This window comes from Exiguobacterium sp. s127, from assembly GCF_018618695.1.
GTDB lineage: Bacteria > Bacillota > Bacilli > Exiguobacteriales > Exiguobacteriaceae > Exiguobacterium_A > Exiguobacterium_A oxidotolerans.
The window spans coordinates 401,086-417,664 of sequence record NZ_JACSMO010000001.1; the positions used below are offsets into that span (position 1 = coordinate 401,086).

A 16,579-nucleotide genomic window follows, 5' to 3' on the forward strand; every position below is an offset into this window, starting at 1 on the left:
GTTGGTAGTTTTTTAATATGAACAAAAAAACGAAGTTCACTGTTACGTGAACTTCGTTTTTTTGAATGGCTTCATTCAGTTTTTTTGTCGTCTTCTTTTGCTTTCTTTTCAGCATCAGCCTTCGCCTCTGCTTCTTTCTTCTTAGCCTCCACATCGGCTTTCGCCTTGTCGTCAGCCGCTTTTTTCTTAGCCTCTGCATCAGCTTTCGCTTTGGCATCGGCCGCTTTTTTCGCGTCCGTATCGGCTGCTTTATCTTCAGCAGCTTTCTTTTCAGCGTCAGCTTTTGCTTGCGCTTCAGCGTCGTCTTTCTTCTTCGCGTCTGCTTCTTTTTCTTTTGCCTCGGCCTCTTTTTTCTTTTCTTCAGCGGCTTTTTTCTTCGCTTCCGCTTCTTTTTTCTTTTTATCTTCTTCTTTGAATGAACCTGAGTTCTTGAAGTCATCTGCGTCTACTGAAGCCGGTTGATTGAAGCGTGCACCTGACTTGAAGTAACTGTTGTTCGCAGCATACGTTGCATTTGCCATCTGTGCCCACAGGTTCTGGGTACGTTGGTAATATGTCGTTGCACCCATCAATGAGTTGTTTTGATCATGCCCCGTCCAAACCGCCAGTGTAACCCCTGGTGTTGAAGCAACGAGGTAAGAGTCCTTAATTTCGTTCGTCGTTCCGGTCTTACCGGCCCAATCGCCAGGTACTTTTAATAACGAGTTCGCATAACGAGCTGTTCCGTTATCAAAGACACCACGCATCATATCAAGCGTTAAATAAGCCGTACGCTCTTCGTAGATTTTTTCTTTTTTCGATTTAGCTTTATAGATGCTTTTCCCGTCTTTCGTAATCTTCGAGATGATATACGGTTCGACGTATTCACCGTAGTTCGCGAGCATCGCATAAGCACCAGCAAGCTCAACCGGTGTGATTTCCATCGTTCCAAGAGCAGCAGATGGTGCGTACCGGATGCTGTCAGGAACTTTAATACCCATGTCGACTAGTTTTTGAATCGAGTTCGACATATTCATTTTTTCGTAAATCTTCACGGCTGGAACGTTGAGTGAAAGTTCCAATGCCTCACGGACCGTCACATTACCTCGGTAACGCCCGCCTTCATTGTTGATTGGGTTGTCACCTGGTTGACGTGGAACCGTTTGATAATAATACTTTTCATCATTAACGGTCGAAGCCGGTGTAATCAAGCCGTTTTCGATACCGTTCGAATAAACAAGAATTGGTTTGGCTGTCGAACCGATTTGACGTTTTGCCTGGAACGCGCGGTTGAAATCATCCGCCGTTCCATCCGTGTAACGTCCACCGACGAAGCCTAAGATACGACCTGTCTCATTTTGAATCATGACAGCAGCTGTTTCTTCTGGATCTTTTTTCGAGACCGTTTTTTTCGTTTTTGGATCAACGACTTGCGTGTATTGTGGAGAAGCAGGGAAGTTGGCAGCATTTTTAGCTGGTGCCTGCATCGCCTCGTGAATTTTCTTATCAAGTGTCAAGTGAATCTTGTATCCGCCTTGACGCATGGCAACTAAAGCCTGTTCCTGATAGTTCGCTTTGACTTCTGCGAGTTCGGATGGTTTTACTTCATCTTCTTTGACGCCATCCTTTTTCATGAAATAGCTCGTCATGATTTTCAAGGCTTCTTTTTCAGCAAGATCGTAAACGTACGGGTACGTATCACGCGAACGTGTTGACGTTTTGGCGAAGTCTTTTGTGATATCGTATTTGACGGCTTTTTCATATTGCTTTTTCGTAATGTTTTTTGCGACATACATCCGTTTTAGAACAGTTTTCATCCGGTTCGTACTTGCTGTCAAATCTTCTTTGACGACACCACCTTGAAGGTAGGGTGTGTAATAATACGGGTTTTTCGGAATCCCTGCTAAGAAGGCTGCTTGTGGTAATGTCAGTTTTTTCGCGGATTTATTGAAGACACCACGAGAGGCGGCTTCGATTCCGGCAATATTTCGTCCGAGAGAGTTTCGACCGAATGAGACAACGTTTAAATAGGCTTGTAGAATTTCATCCTTCGTCATCGCATTTTCGAGACGAAGTGCTAAGATGATTTCTTTTGCTTTCCGTTCGAATGAAACTTCATTCGTTAAAATTTGGTTTTTAATCAATTGTTGTGTCAACGTACTGCCACCCGTCCGAGAAGACGAGTTCGTTAACTCCTGTAAGACTGCCCGGAGTGTTGCTTTCGGTACGACGCCATCATGTTCATAAAAATCGACATCTTCCGTCGAAAGAACAGCGTCTAGCAGGTAAGGTGAAATTTCTTTGATGTTGACCGGTTGACGTTCTTCATCTGTTGAAATGTTCGTCAACTTTTCGCCACTGCCCCAGTAAATTTCACTCGTAATGGCATAACTATTAACTTGTTGCTTCATTTCCGTTAATTCTGGTGCTTTTGTATCTTTGACGAGCGAAGCGAAATAGCCGCCTGCTGCACCGACAGAAAAACTCCCAATCAGTAGGACAGCAATGATGAGGAATAAAATGATATTCCAAGATACGTCATATGTGATATTCGACCAGTGCCGAACGGCTTTCGTTCGGGGATGATTCCAAAACTTGGACCAGTTCTCGCGCATAAATGATCTCCTTTACATCTTAAACTTGGGTGTAAATTAACATTAAATCACAGATAGACGTATTATACCACAACTGAAACGTGACAATGTCTCTTGACAGTCGATTCTACTTCGACGTATCATGAAAACATCTTATGAAAAATATACGAAAAAATCAGCTGTGATTGGAATTAGTAATGGAACGCTCCCTGTATCAGAGACCTAGTGGTGCTGCGAACTAGGACATAGCGTGTTCATGAATTACGTCTCCAGGAGCTTCTTGAGAAATCAGGCGGACCGTCCCGTTATCGACGATCTAAGTGGCATGTGTTGCATGCAATTAGGGTGGTACCACGGAATATTCCGTCCCTTCGTTCAGTCGGAGGGGCGGTTTTTTTATACAATTTTTTTAGGGGGAAAACAGATGACGTTACTTGAGGATTTAGAGTTTCGCGGCCTAATCAGCCAAATGACAGATGAAGAAGGTATTAAAGAACTCCTGGCAAGTCCGACAACACTGTACACGGGATTCGACCCGACAGCAGATTCATTGCATATCGGACACCTGTTACCAATTCTCGTTCTACGCCGTTTCCAAGAAGCGGGGCACCACGTGGTCGGTCTCGTCGGTGGCGCAACCGGGATGATTGGAGATCCAAGTGGGCGGTCGACAGAACGATCACTGAACACGTCGGATATCGTCGAAGAATTTGCGAACCGCATCAAAGGGCAATTATCACGCTTTTTACCGCTGGATGGCGAAAACCCTGTGACGATTGCGAACAACCTGGATTGGACAAAAGATTTAACGATCATCGATTTCTTACGCGATATCGGAAAACACTTCCCGATCAGCTACATGCTAGCGAAAGACTCTGTTGATTCACGCCTTCAGAACGGGATTTCTTTCACAGAGTTTTCGTACATGCTATTGCAATCATTTGATTTCTTAAAGCTCTATGAAAACGAAGGGTGCCGACTCCAGGTCGGCGGAAGTGATCAGTGGGGAAACATTACAGCAGGGATGGAACTGATCCGACGCGTTGGTCATGAAGAGAAAGCATTCGGCATCACTGTACCACTCGTCACGAAATCAGACGGGCAAAAATTCGGGAAAACAGCAGGCGGGGCAGTGTGGCTCGATGCCGAAAAAACGACACCGTACGAGTTTTACCAGTTTTGGTTCAACGTCGATGACCTTGATGTCGTCAAATTCCTGAAATACTTTACGTTCTTGACACACGAAGAACTGGAAGGATTGCAAACGGAAGTGGAAACGGCACCTGAAAAACGGATTGCCCAGCGCCGCCTGGCAGAAGAGATGACGAAACTCGTTCATGGCAGCGAAGCGCTTGAACAAGCGGAGCGAATCACGAAAGCACTCTTCAGTGGTGACATCAAATCATTAAAGGCAGATGATATCGCAGATGCCTTTAAAGGGATGCCACGCTTTACGCTTGGTGAAGCAACGAATCTCGTCGACGTACTCGTCGAAGCGAAAATCAGTCCGTCGAAGCGTCAAGCGCGAGAAGACGTGACGAATGGCGCAATCTACATCAATGGAGACCGTGAACAAGAGTTGACGAAAGAGATCACGAAGCAAGATGCGATTGGTGACTTCACGATCATCCGTCGTGGGAAAAAGAAATACTTCGTACTTGAACATGCGTAAGTGATATAACAAAAAAGAACGCTGACGAATGCTCGTCAGCGTTCTTTTTGCTTAGGCTGTTCTAAAAATACGGAGTGGTAATAAACGAACGGCGATCGTCGTGGCAAGTAACGCTTTTAGCGTATCACCGATGATGAACGGGACATTAATGACGAGGGCATCCATGAATGATAAATGTAGGACGAGCATTAAACCGAATGTTCCGAGTAAGTAAACGAGACCGAGTCCGAAAACGACCATTCCAAAAAACAATGGGATGAAGCGAGTCGTTCGTTCGGCGACATAGCCGATGAAGAAGCCGGCAATCGGGAAGGCGACTAAATACCCTACGGTCGGTCCGACGAACGGCGCAAGACCACCTTTGCCTCCGAGAAGTGGTAATCCGGCAGCAGCGAGCAGCAAAAAAATCAAGACGGCAAGCCCGCCGCGCTTCGCACCGAGAATGGCACTGACCGTCATGATGGCGAGCATCTGGAGTGTGATCGGTACAGGTCCGACGAGTTGAAGTTGTGGTAGTAAACTAATGGCTGAGATGATTGCAGCACCGAGTGCAGTAAATGTAAGATCTTTTGTTTTCATGATGGATGAGGGCCTCTTTTCTTTTTTTTGTGTTAACCAATATAAATAAAAGGTTAACACAAAAAGAAAATGATGCAACTACTATTTTTAAAAAATGTTAAAAGGACACAAAAAAAGCACCCACCGAAGTGAGTGCTAAAAACAACAGATTAACGTGAGTAGTACTCAACGACGAGTTGTTCTTGGATTTGATCGTTCAATTCAGAACGCTCTGGAAGACGGACGAACGTTCCTTCGAGCTTTTCAGCATCAAAAGTAACGAAGTCTTTAGTTGCTGGTGCAACTTCGAGTGCTTCTTTGATAACGACAAAGTTCTTCGATTTTTCGCGAACTGAGATCGTTTGACCTGGTTTCACGCGGAACGACGGGATGTCGACGCGAGCGCCATCAACTTGGATGTGACCGTGGTTGACGAGCTGACGAGCAGCACGACGTGTACGAGCCATACCCATACGGTAAACGACGTTGTCAAGACGTGCTTCAAGTAAGAACATGAAGTTCTCACCGTGGATACCAGGCATTTTGCCAGCATCGTTGAAGATACGGTTGAATTGGCGTTCGTTTACTCCGTACATGTGACGAAGCGTTTGCTTCGCTTGAAGTTGAAGACCGTACTCAGACATTTTGCGACGGCTGTTACCGTGTTGTCCTGGAGCGTACGGACGTTTTGCGATTTCTTTTCCTGTTTCAGTAAGAGATATACCGAGACGACGTGAAAGTTTCCAAGCTGGACCTGTATAGCGAGCCATAATAAGACTCCTCCTTAGTGTTCGTTATTATTTGCATAAAAATAATAACGCCATCAAACCCACGTTACGCCCATTTCATGGTGTGGCACCCTCGCTTGATAGCAAAGTTACACGATGCCCCTCCGGCAAAGCCGAGTCATGAAATGTGATACGCAAGCGATTTGACCGCTATCGTTATCATTTCTGCACTTTTACAAGTATACGTCTGCTTATTCCTGCTGTCAATCAAATATGACGAAGAAGAATTTCGCTAAAGGCTTCAAGGCCGGCTTGATCGGTTTCGTCAAAACGATTCAGTTCAGGACTGTCGATATCGAGGACACCAATCGTTTTTCCATCTTTAATTAATGGAATGACGATTTCTGAATTCGTTGCCGCATCACACGCGATATGGCCTGGGAAAGCATGGACATCCATGACCAGTTGTGTCGTTTGATCTTCTGCCGCTGTACCGCAGACACCACGACCGAATGGAATCCGGACACAAGCAGGTAAGCCTTGGAATGGCCCGAGAACGAGTTGATTTTGTTCTGCGTCCGTTAAATAGAAGCCGACCCAGTTCGTTCGATCGAGAAATTGACCAAGTAACGCACTCGCATTTGAAAGATTGGCAATTTGATTCGTTTCTCCAGTCAGTAAAGCATCAAGTTGCTTATTCAGCATGTCATATTGTTTTGTTCGGTCACCATCATACGTCGTTGTCTCAAACATCATTAAGATTCCTCCTGAAAAATCATATTTAATCTATCTTACCCGAGTTTTAAAGATGCTGACAAACAATTGATTTCTCGGCGAGACGCTGTAATCTGTGGAAGAAATCAGGAAAAGCCTTAGTAAATCTATGCAAATCGGTTGCGCTATACTATTATAAGGATAAGATTAAAAGCGAAATTGTTGAAAAATGGAATCGCTTGATAGGGTGGAGGTCGTGACAAATGTGGGCATGGGTGATTGGTGTCATCGTCATCGTATTACTCGTCATGTTATTTAGCATGATTAGTCGAAAAAAATATTATACAAAAATTGACGAGCTAGATATGCGCAAACAGGGGATTATTAGCGCATCAATTCCGAAGGAGCTACAAGAATTAAAGCAGCTTCCGATGGCGGGCGAGACGGAGACGAAATTCACTTCCTGGCATCAGGCTTGGGAGGAACTGTTGACAGTCCACGTCGCGCAAATCGATGAAACATTGTATCGAGCGGAAGAAGGGCTCGATAAATATCATTTCCTTGCCGTCAAGAATGATTTAGAAGTAACGGAACAATTAATCGGTGAGCTTGAAGGGTTAATCGATGAGATGCTGCGTGAGATGGAGACGTTTAAAAATAATCAATCTGCATTGACTTCATTGAAAGCGCAAGGTGAGACAGATTCAGGTCAAGTCCGTAAATCGTTGCTCCTACAAGCGACGTCGTTTGGTCCGGCATTAGCGAAACTTGAAGAACGCAGTGAAGAAATCGATCAGTTGCGTACAGAAATGTCTGCTTTTGAGGAAGCAGGTGAAGTGACGAAAGCGTATGAAACAAGCCTTCAGCTTGAAGAACGAGTCGCACAGACGCGTCAATTAGTCGAAGTGATTCCGAATCATTGGAAAGTCCTGGCACATGAGTTACGTCAACGAATCGACCAATTGAGCGCCGGATATAATGAAATGACGCTGGATGGCTATCCGCTTGAGCCGCTTGGCATGCAGTCGGATATTAAACGATTTGAGGAAACACGCCTCAACCTAGTTAAAAAACTTGAATTTCTAGAAATGGACGATTTAGAAGAACGCGTCCAGCAACTTTCGGCTGATGTCGACCAAATGTACGATACGTTCCGTCGTGAAGTCGACGCGCGTCATCATGTGAAAAAAGAAAATCAAGTCTTGAAACAAAAAGCACTGCGGATGCGTGAAAAAGTCCACCAATTGGCGCAAGAATTTAGTTCGCTCCGTGAACAGTATGAGATTTCAGCTGACTTAGGAGAGCATTACGAGTCGATTCAGCGCGATGAAGAGATGTTGTTTGGGGCAGCGAAGGATTTAGACGAATCCATCGCTAGCCGAATCATTCCGTTCAGCATGTTAGAAGATCAGATGCGTGATGCCATTCGGCTGGAAGAACAATTAACGATTCAATACGAACGGTTCAGTATCGAACTCCAAGCACTACGCAAAGAAGAGCTGGAAGTACGCGAACGCATCAATGAATGGCGTCATGCATTCTCTAGTGCCCGGTTACGATTAAAACGGCTCGGGTTACCGAAGATGCCGCAAGATGTCGAAGAAGCGCTTCAAACAGCGAGTCGTTCGTTACAGACGCTCGAGGCACGTTTTGAGGAGATTCCGTTTAATGTCGGTTACATCGTTTCGCAAAGCGAAGATGTCAAGTTGACGTTTAAACAATTGCAAGAACGGATAGATACATTAGTGTTCGAAGTCACTTATGCAGAACGACTTGTCCAGTACGCGAATCGTTTCCGTCGCAATGATAATGAGATACATATGTCGTTGACGATTGCTGAGACGAAGTTCCTCGCTGGCGATTACGAACGTGCGATTTTACTAGGGGAACGTGTCCTCGAACAATTTGATCCACAATCAATTGAACGAATCAAACAAGCATGTGCCAAGCAAGAAACGATTCATATGTAATCATCACTGACAACTCAGGGTGGCCGCCGCGGTCACCCTGTTTTCGTAAAAAAAAGGAGCGATTAAGATGGGAATACTTTATGTAAACGGAATCATTCGAACGATGGCGCATGAACATGATGTTCATCCGGCGATGTTTATCGAAGCAGGTCGGATTGTAGCCATGGGGGATGAGGGGAAGTTACGGCGACGTTTCGGTAAACGCGTCGAGTCGATTGAGAATCTGAATGGCAAAGCCGTCTATCCTGCCTTTACCGATGCGCACATCCACCTCATTGGATATGGCGAAGCGATAGGTCGTGTCGATGCTTCGCGTTACATGACGCTAGAAGAACTCGGACAGGCCTTTTTAAAAGCAGAAGCGATCAATGGAATTCATGTGGCAGAAGGCTACGACGAGACCAAGCTAGATCAAGCGCCAACAAAAGCTTGGTTGAATCAACTGTTCCCGACAGAACCAGCTTTACTAAAGCGGACGGATCGGCATACGGTACTCGTCAATGACGTATTGTTTGAACAATTGGGATATAAAGCATCAACGGTCATCGAGGGTGGGAAAATCGGTTTGCTCGATTCAGGGGAAGCAGATGGTTTTCTTTATGATGCAGCAATGGAACCGCTCTATGCGTTGCAAGCAGGATCGACGGAACGAAACAAATCATCGTTGCGCGCGGCAATCAAAGACTTATATCGTCATGGGATCGTGGCGGCACATACAGAGGATTTATCTTATCACGGTGCATTAAACGAAGTCTTATCAGCTTATAAAGAAGTGACGGAAGAAACGGGTTTTCATGCCCATCTTCTCGTGCATCATCTCGTCCTTGATGAATTCATTCAAGCAAACCCTGTTCTCCCTGACACGCTCTCAATTGGAGCGATAAAATTATTTGTCGATGGTGCCCTCGGTGGAAGAACGGCATTATTGCATCGTGGCTATTCGGACGACCCGACGACGCGTGGCATTGAAGTTCACTCGCAGGACCAACTTGAACAACTCGTGAAGCGAGCACGAAGTTACGGTTTTACTGTCGCGGCGCACGTCATCGGAGATCTTGCAATCGAACGTTTCGTGGATGTGCTTGAAAAGTATCCGGCTCCGAAAGGGACGCGCGATCGTATTATTCACGCAACGGTCGTACGACCTGAATTATTGGCACGGATTCGGAAGTTGCCCGTCTTAATTGATGTGCAACCGGTCTTCTTGTTAGATGATGCTGATTTTGCTGAAGCACGTCTCGGTTTGAAGCGTCTCGACTCGGCCTATCGCTTGAAGTCGCTAGCGGGCACAGGAGCCTTAATGTGTGGAGGCTCTGACGCGCCGATTTCAAATCCCGATGTTCGCCGAGCGCTCTATGCAGCGACCGTGGGGAAAGCAGGGCGGATTAATAAATCGAACGAAGTTCTTTCAATGTACGAAGCATTGTTATTATTCACAAAAAATCCACATGTCGCAACAGAGACACATGGACGAAAAGGAATGTTATTGCCTGGATATGATGCAGACTTCGTCATCTTCGAAGAAGATTTTTATCGTCTTGCAGATGAACAGATTCTTACGAATCGACTAGTCGAAACGGTACAACAAGGAAAAACGGTCTATCGCCAGGAAGCATCTTTGACAACGACTTAAGAGGTTGCGTTCGTTCCGTAAACCCTCAAAAGGGGATGACTCATAGTCAGATGAACACCACCCCTTGTGACGGACGCGCTTCCTTTCCCCTCGGAGTCGAGGATGAACGTTTCCGTCCTCTATCAATCAAATGACCGATGATCCGCTTTTCGCGGTTTAAAGCGATTCAAGACGTTCTTTTCTGTACGTTCCTTAGGTGATAAAAAAACTTCCTTGTCCTTGGTGGACAGGGAAGTTTTTGTTTGTTTTATAAGAATGACCGTTGGATTTTATGCCAAAATGTATTGTTTGTTAATTTGACGGTTTTTAATTCTTTATCGGACAATTGGATGTCGACGGAGTCCGTTCGTTTTAAGCTTAACGCTTCATTGTCCATCCCGATGATCGGATAGTCGTTTCCGTCTTCGATGATGCGAAGCGATAATTTACGACCACGGTTCAAGAGGAAAGCCGATCCGAGCGTCCGGTAGCGGTTATTGTTGACGGATGCGATTTCGCTGACTTGGAGGCAGTGAATCAATGGATCGACGATTGCACCAGACAAGGACTTGTTATAAGCGGTCGATCCGGTCGGCGTCGAAATGACCATACCATCGCCACGGAACGTTTCAAATAAGAATCCATCAATGTAGACTTCAATTGCGAGTGATTTAATGATGCTCGATTTAACGGAACATTCATTGAGGCAAAGCATACCTGGCCCGCCATTGATCGATGCTTCAAGCAATGGATAACGTCGGACTTCAATTTCGCCATTCGAGACGCGATCGCCTGTTTCTTTGAAAATGGCTTCGACGGAGGACAGGTCATTAATGTCGAAGTCACAGTAAAAGGAATTTGGACCTTCTGCGAAACCGACATAGATGGCATCGTCACGGAAGCCTGTAAAGCGAGCTGCTTGAAGAAACGCGCCGTCACCACCGATTGAAACGATGATATTTGCTTGTTTATGATCCTGGACGACATTCAATCCGTATCGCTTGCCGACTTCAACTAATTTACGTACCTGCGTCTCGTGTCTTTGTTTATTTCGGTAATACAGGTAGACATTGTTTCGAGCCATGGTCAATTCCCCCTTGAAAGCGTTTCATGTACTCTTTCATTATAACTGTTTTTTCAGAAATCGGGAACCGATAGCTAGGAAGTTCGTCAGAAAGCTTGCGTTATAAGGCGAACCTTCCTATAGTAAGATTGAAAATGCATTTGAAAGACAACATGGGGAAATGGGGAATACACATGGCAACGTTTAAAGGAAATGATATTACATTACTTGGTACACAAGTTGAAGTCGGACAACAAGCACCAGACTTCGAGGTACTCGCTAACGATCTTTCGCCGGTTTCGCGCGATACATACAAAGGAATTCGTATGATTAGCGTCGTTCCATCGATCGATACGGGCGTCTGTGACGCTCAAACACGTAAGTTCAATGAAGAAGCAGCACAAATCGATGGCGTGACAGTGTTGACAATCTCAAACGACCTTCCGTTCGCACAACGTCGCTGGTGTGCCGCAAGCGGGCTTGATAATGTCGTAACATTATCGGATCACCGTGATTTATCGTTTGGGCATAGCTATGGCGTCGCGATTGAAGAACTTCGTTTGCTAGCTCGTTCGGTATTCGTTATTGATTCAGCAAATCAAGTCGTCTATGTCGAATATATGCCAGAATCGACAGACGAAGTGAATTTTGATGCGGCGATCGCCGCAGCAAAAGCTGCGAAGTAAGAATAGTTTACAAACGACGTAAAACAGATACAATGGATGTAATGAGAAGAACGGCTCCCAGGAAATATGGGGGGCCGTTTCGTTTTGAAAGGATGAACTGACGATGGAAGCATTAGAAAAATTATATAAGGAACTAACGCAACAAACGAGAAAATTAGAACGCGACCTTGATATGCCCTATTTAGAGGCGCTGACGGAGGTCATTGATCGCTTAAATGACCGCCATACTGAAAAAGTCGATCCAGAAGTCATTCGGAAATCTGTTTCGCTTGCTGTTCTCGAAGGAATGAAACAGGCACAACCGAATCATTTGCCGACACCGGACAGCGTTGCATTGTTTGCAGGTTATTTAATCGGGAAACTAATCAAGAAGGACGACGCTCGGTTACTTGATCTTGGTAGTGGAACAGGTGGGATGCTTCATGCCGTCATGAGTCAACTTCCGACGGGGACGGCAGCAGAAGCAGTCGAAGTCGATGAAACGTTAGTCCGGTTATCGGCTTCAATCACGGAATTACTCAATTATCCCGTCACTTACACGCATCAAGATGCACTCCGTCCTCTACTGTTAGATCCGGTCGATCTCGCGATGGCAGACTTGCCGATTGGTTACTATCCGGACGAAGAAGTATCAAAAGAGTATGTGTTAAAACGAGAAGAAGGAATGAGTTACAGCCACTTTCTTTTGATTGAACAGGCGATGAATTATGTTAAACCAGGCGGATTCGGTGTCTTTGTCATCCCGAATGGATTATTTGAGCACGATACGGAAGGGAAATTGAAGCAGTATTTTGAGACGAAGGCACATGTCGTCGGCATCTTGCAACTGCCATTAACCATGTTCAAGCAAGAACAGGCAGCAAAAAGTTATTTAATCGTCCGAAATCACCTAGCGGGAATGACGATGCCAAAACAAGCATTACTTGCTGAACTCCCGTCATTCACCGATGCACGTGCATTTGGTGGAATGGTGAAACAGATTGATGAATGGATTAATACAGAATTAAAATGAAAAGTGAAAAGTAATTGAATTCTATTGTTAATTTGACTATTCTAATGTAAGACAGAAAAAATAGAACACCCACACAGATGTGAATGTCTACTGATTTTGAATGGAAAAGGGGAAAATAGATCATGGCAAAAATTATGGCGGTAAATGCTGGTAGTTCGTCGCTTAAGTTCCAACTACTTGAGATGCCGAGTGAAACGTTAGTAGCAATCGGTTTAGTAGAGCGTGTCGGGAAAGACGATGCAATCTTTACGATTAAATATGGTGAAGGACAAAAGTATACAGACGTCCTTCCGCTTGCAACACATAAAGAAGCAGTAGAACTCTCACTTGAAAAGTTGATGGAGTTTGGCATCATTTCTTCTTACGATGAAATCAAAGGTGTTGGACACCGTGTACTTCATGGTAAAGAAAAGTATGCGGATTCTGTCGTGATTACGGAAGATGTCATTAAAGATATCGATTCCTATACAGAGCTCGGTCCACTCCACATCCCACCAAACTTGATTGGGATTCGTGCGTTCCAAGCAATCTTACCGGAAGTCGAGCAAGTGGCTGTCTTCGATACGGCCTTCCACCAAACGATGCCAGAAGAAAACTTCCTTTACAGCCTTCCGTACGAATACTATACGGAATACGGCATTCGGAAATATGGCTTCCACGGTACGAGCCACAAATATGTTACGGAACGTGCATCTGAATTGCTCGGACGTCCGCTTAAAGACCTTCGTTTGATTTCTTGTCACCTCGGTAGTGGGGCATCGATTGCAGCAGTTGCTGGCGGTGAGTCACTCGATACGACGATGGGCTTCACGCCACTTGAAGGAATTACGATGGGAACACGTTCTGGTTCGCTTGACCCGGCCTTGATTCCGTTCCTGATGGAGAAAACAGGGAAGTCGGCAGAAGACGTCTTGAACGTCATGAACAAAGAATCAGGAATCTACGGATTATCTGGTCTTTCAAGTGACTTACGTGATGTTGAATCAGCAGCAACAGAAGGAAACCACCGTTCTGAAATGGCACTTCGTATTTTCGCGAACCGGATTCATGGATACATCGGACAATATGCTGCAGAGATGAACGGCGTCGATGCCATCATCTTCACGGCAGGTGTCGGTGAAAACTCTGATTCGATTCGTGAGCGTGTTCTCCGTGGACTCGAGTTCATGGGCGTCTACTGGGATCCATCGCTTAACAACGGAGCGCGTGGAGAAGAACTCTTCATCAACTACCCGCACTCACCAGTCAAAGTCATCATCATTCCAACGAATGAAGAATTGATGATCGCACGTGATACAGTTCGTGTCGGTGGATTGATTGAACAAAATGCATAAGTACTAACATGCAGAAGGCCGGACGTCATGTCCGGTCTTCTGACTGTAGACAATGTGCTATCGGGAGATCAAGCGTCTTTTTTCGTTGCTTTCCTCGGGCGGGGCGCAAGCCGTTGCTCCTTGGATCCTAGCGGACAACGAGCAGGGTTTTGCCTGCCTCTGAACGTGCGTTAAACACGCACTTTTCCGTAGGAGTCAACGAAACGTGACGCTTTTTAAGGAATACCATGATGGAAATCCAGCATGCAGACACTTTAGAGCGCAATCCGCCTCGATATCGCATGTTCACGTTTCATAAGAGTTTATCTACACGAAGGCCGGACATCATGTCCGGTCTTTTTTTGTATTGATAAAGCTAAAACAATGATTTTTTAACGAGAACTTTTGTTCTTGCTTTTTAATTATGTTACAGTCTTTGTCATATAACGTTCTGAAATCTGTCTTCATTTCAAAAATAAGTCGTAAATAAGGTTTGAAAACATGAATATGAGCTTTTTGTAACATAATAGTAATAGTAACGACATTTTTTTGTGGTCTATATGTAACGGCACTGCCCCTTTTTGTCATGTATATTAATCTCAGTTAACAAATCGGGAACAATTATGGAGGAGAGATTACATGATGAAACGAATACTCGCTAGTGTTTTAGCAATGTTGTTAGCACTCAGTTCGTTTGCAGGTCTTCAAGCAGAAGCTGCTACTAAAAAGAATGTTAAATCGTCGGTCAATAGCCTAGTTGTTCGTCAAAAAGCAACCACGTCATCGAAAAAATTAGGTCTTCTTTATAAAAATCAAACTTTACCGTACAAAGCAAAAACAGGTAACTGGTACAAAGTAAGCTACAAAGGAAAAACAGCATACTTAAGCGCACGTTATTCAAAGGTCGTCAAGAGCTCGTCTTCTAAAAAACAATCGTCAAGCGGTTGGAAAACACTAACAAACGTCAGTGCGACAGCTTACACGCCGTACGATCCGGGCAGTGGCAACTTGACAGCGATTGGTTGGAACATCAAGAGTTCGAAGAAAAAAGTCGTAGCGGTCGACCCGCGTGTCATCCCGCTTCGTTCGACGGTCAAAGTGTATTATAAAGGGAAATTAAAAGGTACGTACACGGCAGCGGATACAGGTGGAGCCATCAAGGGAAAAAAACTTGATATCTTGTACTACTCGCGCTCAGAAGCATTCAGCTGGGGACGTCGTAACGTCACCGTTAAATTTAAATAAGCACATCTATCCATCGGGCATCGGCTCGATGGATTTTTTTACGAAAAAAAGCACCCTCGTGAGAAGGTGCGGAGAAAATAATGAATTCAATTAAAGACGGACGATCAAAACATCACATTTGGCGTAACGTGTGATGCTTTCAGAGACACTACCGATGAAGAAACGTTCGACGGCATTCAGGCCGGTCGCACCACAAATGATTAAATCGACATCATGATTTGGAGCGAGTTTCTTCGCAATCGTGACTTTCGGTGAACCGTACTCGATTGCGACTTCCACATCTTTGACTCCACGTTCTTGCGCCGTTTTGACATATTCGTCTAATAATTCTTTTGCATAAGACTCGGCACGCTCTGTGATTGTGCGGTCATATGCTTCGACAGTCGCGAACGTCCGTGTATCGATGACATGGGCGATGACTAACTTGGCGTCATTTCGAAGTGAGACGTCGATTGCGGTCTCAAATGCACGTTCTGCTTCTTTTGATCCGTCAACTGCTACTAGTACGTTATGATATACGATTGCCATGATGAATCCATCCCTTCGTATTCGGCTGATACTACGTCCTTATTATACCATTCCCACAAATGGAAAGTGTTGAACATTGTTAGAGTTCTAAAAATTGTTCTTCAAACGTGAACATCGTAAGATAGAACAAGGTGAAAGGGGGCGATGCCAAGATGAGGCACGCGTTGATTACAGCAGGAACGAAAGGGCTTGGAGAAATGGTGACACGCCGTCTGTTAGACGAAGGATGGTATGTGACAGCATTGCACCGATCGAAGCCGGAGTTTGAACATGAACGTCTTTATCCAATTCAAGCAGATGTGACGAAACAAACCGAATTGCTTAAAGCAGTAGATGAAGCGATGGAAAAGCATGGGCGGATTGATGCATTGATACTTAATGCGGGACCGTATATTTTTGAACGGAAATCACTCGTCGATTATTCAGACGAAGAGTGGGACGAAGTCGTCGCAGGGAATTTGACGGCGAGCTTTTGGTTACTACGGAAAGTGATTCCAATCATGCGGGAGCAACGCTATGGACGTGTCATCACATATGGTTTTCCGGAAAGTGCGACAGCACCAGGATGGATTTATCGAGCTGCTTTCGCTGCTGCGAAGAGTGGGATGGTCAGCTTAACGAAAAGTGTTGCGTTAGAAGAGGCGGAGTACGGGATTACGGCGAATATGGTCAATCCCGGAAACATCGTCGGAGACAACAAGACGAAGTGGATTGATGAAGCAGTCGCAGACGATCAAACGCCTGTCGGCCGGACCGGTGTCGGGGGCGATATCGCCCGCGCCATTTCATTTTTACTTGCAGAAGATGCGAGTCTGATTACGGGTGCAATTCTCGATGTGACAGGTGGCGTCAACGTCGTTCATCAGTCGCGAAAATAAAAAAAGGTTAGCTCATCCGAAGAATTC

Annotated in this window: 14 protein-coding genes and 1 other annotated feature; of the genes, 8 read left to right on the forward strand and 6 right to left on the reverse strand. The window is 45.1% G+C overall.

The window, feature by feature from the left end; all coding sequences use genetic code 11:
- Positions 1-71: 71 nt before the first annotated feature.
- Positions 72-2,594: a transglycosylase domain-containing protein gene (locus KNP98_RS01960; RefSeq protein WP_214810610.1), complete on the reverse strand. Its 2,523-nt coding sequence runs from the start codon at positions 2,592-2,594 to the stop codon at positions 72-74.
- Positions 2,595-2,745: 151 nt separating this feature from the next.
- Positions 2,746-2,947, forward strand: a binding site (T-box leader).
- A 50-nt stretch (positions 2,948-2,997) separates the two neighbouring features.
- On the opposite strand from KNP98_RS01960, the gene tyrS reads away from it, so the two are divergent.
- Positions 2,998-4,245: a tyrosine--tRNA ligase gene (gene tyrS / locus KNP98_RS01965; protein ID WP_214810611.1), complete on the forward strand. Its 1,248-nt coding sequence runs from the start codon at positions 2,998-3,000 to the stop codon at positions 4,243-4,245.
- 51 nt (positions 4,246-4,296) lie between these two features.
- Here the strand turns inward: tyrS and KNP98_RS01970 are convergent, their stop codons facing one another.
- The 3 genes from KNP98_RS01970 to KNP98_RS01980 form a co-directional block, all read right to left on the reverse strand.
- A complete protein-coding gene (locus tag KNP98_RS01970; protein ID WP_088837624.1) occupies positions 4,297-4,824 on the reverse strand; it encodes a biotin transporter BioY in 528 nt (175 codons plus the stop codon).
- A gap of 149 nt (positions 4,825-4,973) precedes the next feature.
- On the reverse strand, positions 4,974-5,573 hold the full coding sequence (rpsD, locus tag KNP98_RS01975; RefSeq protein ID WP_012371102.1) for a 30S ribosomal protein S4: 600 nt from the start codon (positions 5,571-5,573) through the stop codon (positions 4,974-4,976).
- Between the two features lie 225 nt (positions 5,574-5,798).
- Positions 5,799-6,284, reverse strand: coding sequence for a GAF domain-containing protein (locus KNP98_RS01980; protein WP_088838511.1), 486 nt, complete (start codon positions 6,282-6,284; stop codon positions 5,799-5,801).
- A gap of 224 nt (positions 6,285-6,508) precedes the next feature.
- Here KNP98_RS01980 and ezrA point away from each other — a divergent pair, with 224 nt between their 5' ends.
- Positions 6,509-8,215 (forward strand): septation ring formation regulator EzrA, encoded by a 1,707-nt coding sequence (gene ezrA / locus KNP98_RS01985; protein ID WP_088837623.1) that lies wholly within the window; start codon positions 6,509-6,511, stop codon positions 8,213-8,215.
- 67 nt (positions 8,216-8,282) lie between these two features.
- Positions 8,283-9,848 (forward strand): amidohydrolase, encoded by a 1,566-nt coding sequence (locus KNP98_RS01990; protein ID WP_214810612.1) that lies wholly within the window; start codon positions 8,283-8,285, stop codon positions 9,846-9,848.
- Positions 9,849-10,095: 247 nt separating this feature from the next.
- On the opposite strand, the gene KNP98_RS01995 is transcribed toward KNP98_RS01990, so the two are convergent.
- On the reverse strand, positions 10,096-10,911 hold the full coding sequence (locus KNP98_RS01995) for an NAD kinase (protein ID WP_029331162.1): 816 nt from the start codon (positions 10,909-10,911) through the stop codon (positions 10,096-10,098).
- Between the two features lie 167 nt (positions 10,912-11,078).
- Between KNP98_RS01995 and tpx the strand changes: the two genes are divergently transcribed.
- The 4 genes from tpx (at position 11,079) to KNP98_RS02015 (ending at position 15,146) form a co-directional block, all read left to right on the forward strand.
- Complete coding sequence (gene tpx, locus KNP98_RS02000) at positions 11,079-11,576, forward strand: thiol peroxidase (protein WP_157898524.1); 498 nt, start codon at positions 11,079-11,081, stop codon at positions 11,574-11,576.
- 103 nt (positions 11,577-11,679) lie between these two features.
- The gene (locus KNP98_RS02005; protein ID WP_214768748.1) at positions 11,680-12,588 is read left to right on the forward strand and encodes a class I SAM-dependent methyltransferase; all 909 of its coding nucleotides are present in this window, start codon (positions 11,680-11,682) and stop codon (positions 12,586-12,588) included.
- Positions 12,589-12,710: 122 nt separating this feature from the next.
- Complete coding sequence (locus tag KNP98_RS02010) at positions 12,711-13,922, forward strand: acetate kinase (protein ID WP_088837619.1); 1,212 nt, start codon at positions 12,711-12,713, stop codon at positions 13,920-13,922.
- 618 nt (positions 13,923-14,540) lie between these two features.
- On the forward strand, positions 14,541-15,146 hold the full coding sequence (locus KNP98_RS02015) for a 3D domain-containing protein (protein ID WP_029331158.1): 606 nt from the start codon (positions 14,541-14,543) through the stop codon (positions 15,144-15,146).
- A 90-nt stretch (positions 15,147-15,236) separates the two neighbouring features.
- Here the strand turns inward: KNP98_RS02015 and KNP98_RS02020 are convergent, their stop codons facing one another.
- Positions 15,237-15,674: a universal stress protein gene (locus KNP98_RS02020; RefSeq protein ID WP_088837618.1), complete on the reverse strand. Its 438-nt coding sequence runs from the start codon at positions 15,672-15,674 to the stop codon at positions 15,237-15,239.
- Between the two features lie 152 nt (positions 15,675-15,826).
- Here KNP98_RS02020 and KNP98_RS02025 point away from each other — a divergent pair, with 152 nt between their 5' ends.
- A complete protein-coding gene (locus KNP98_RS02025) occupies positions 15,827-16,552 on the forward strand; it encodes an SDR family oxidoreductase (protein WP_088837617.1) in 726 nt (241 codons plus the stop codon).
- The last annotated feature ends 27 nt before the right edge of the window (positions 16,553-16,579 follow it).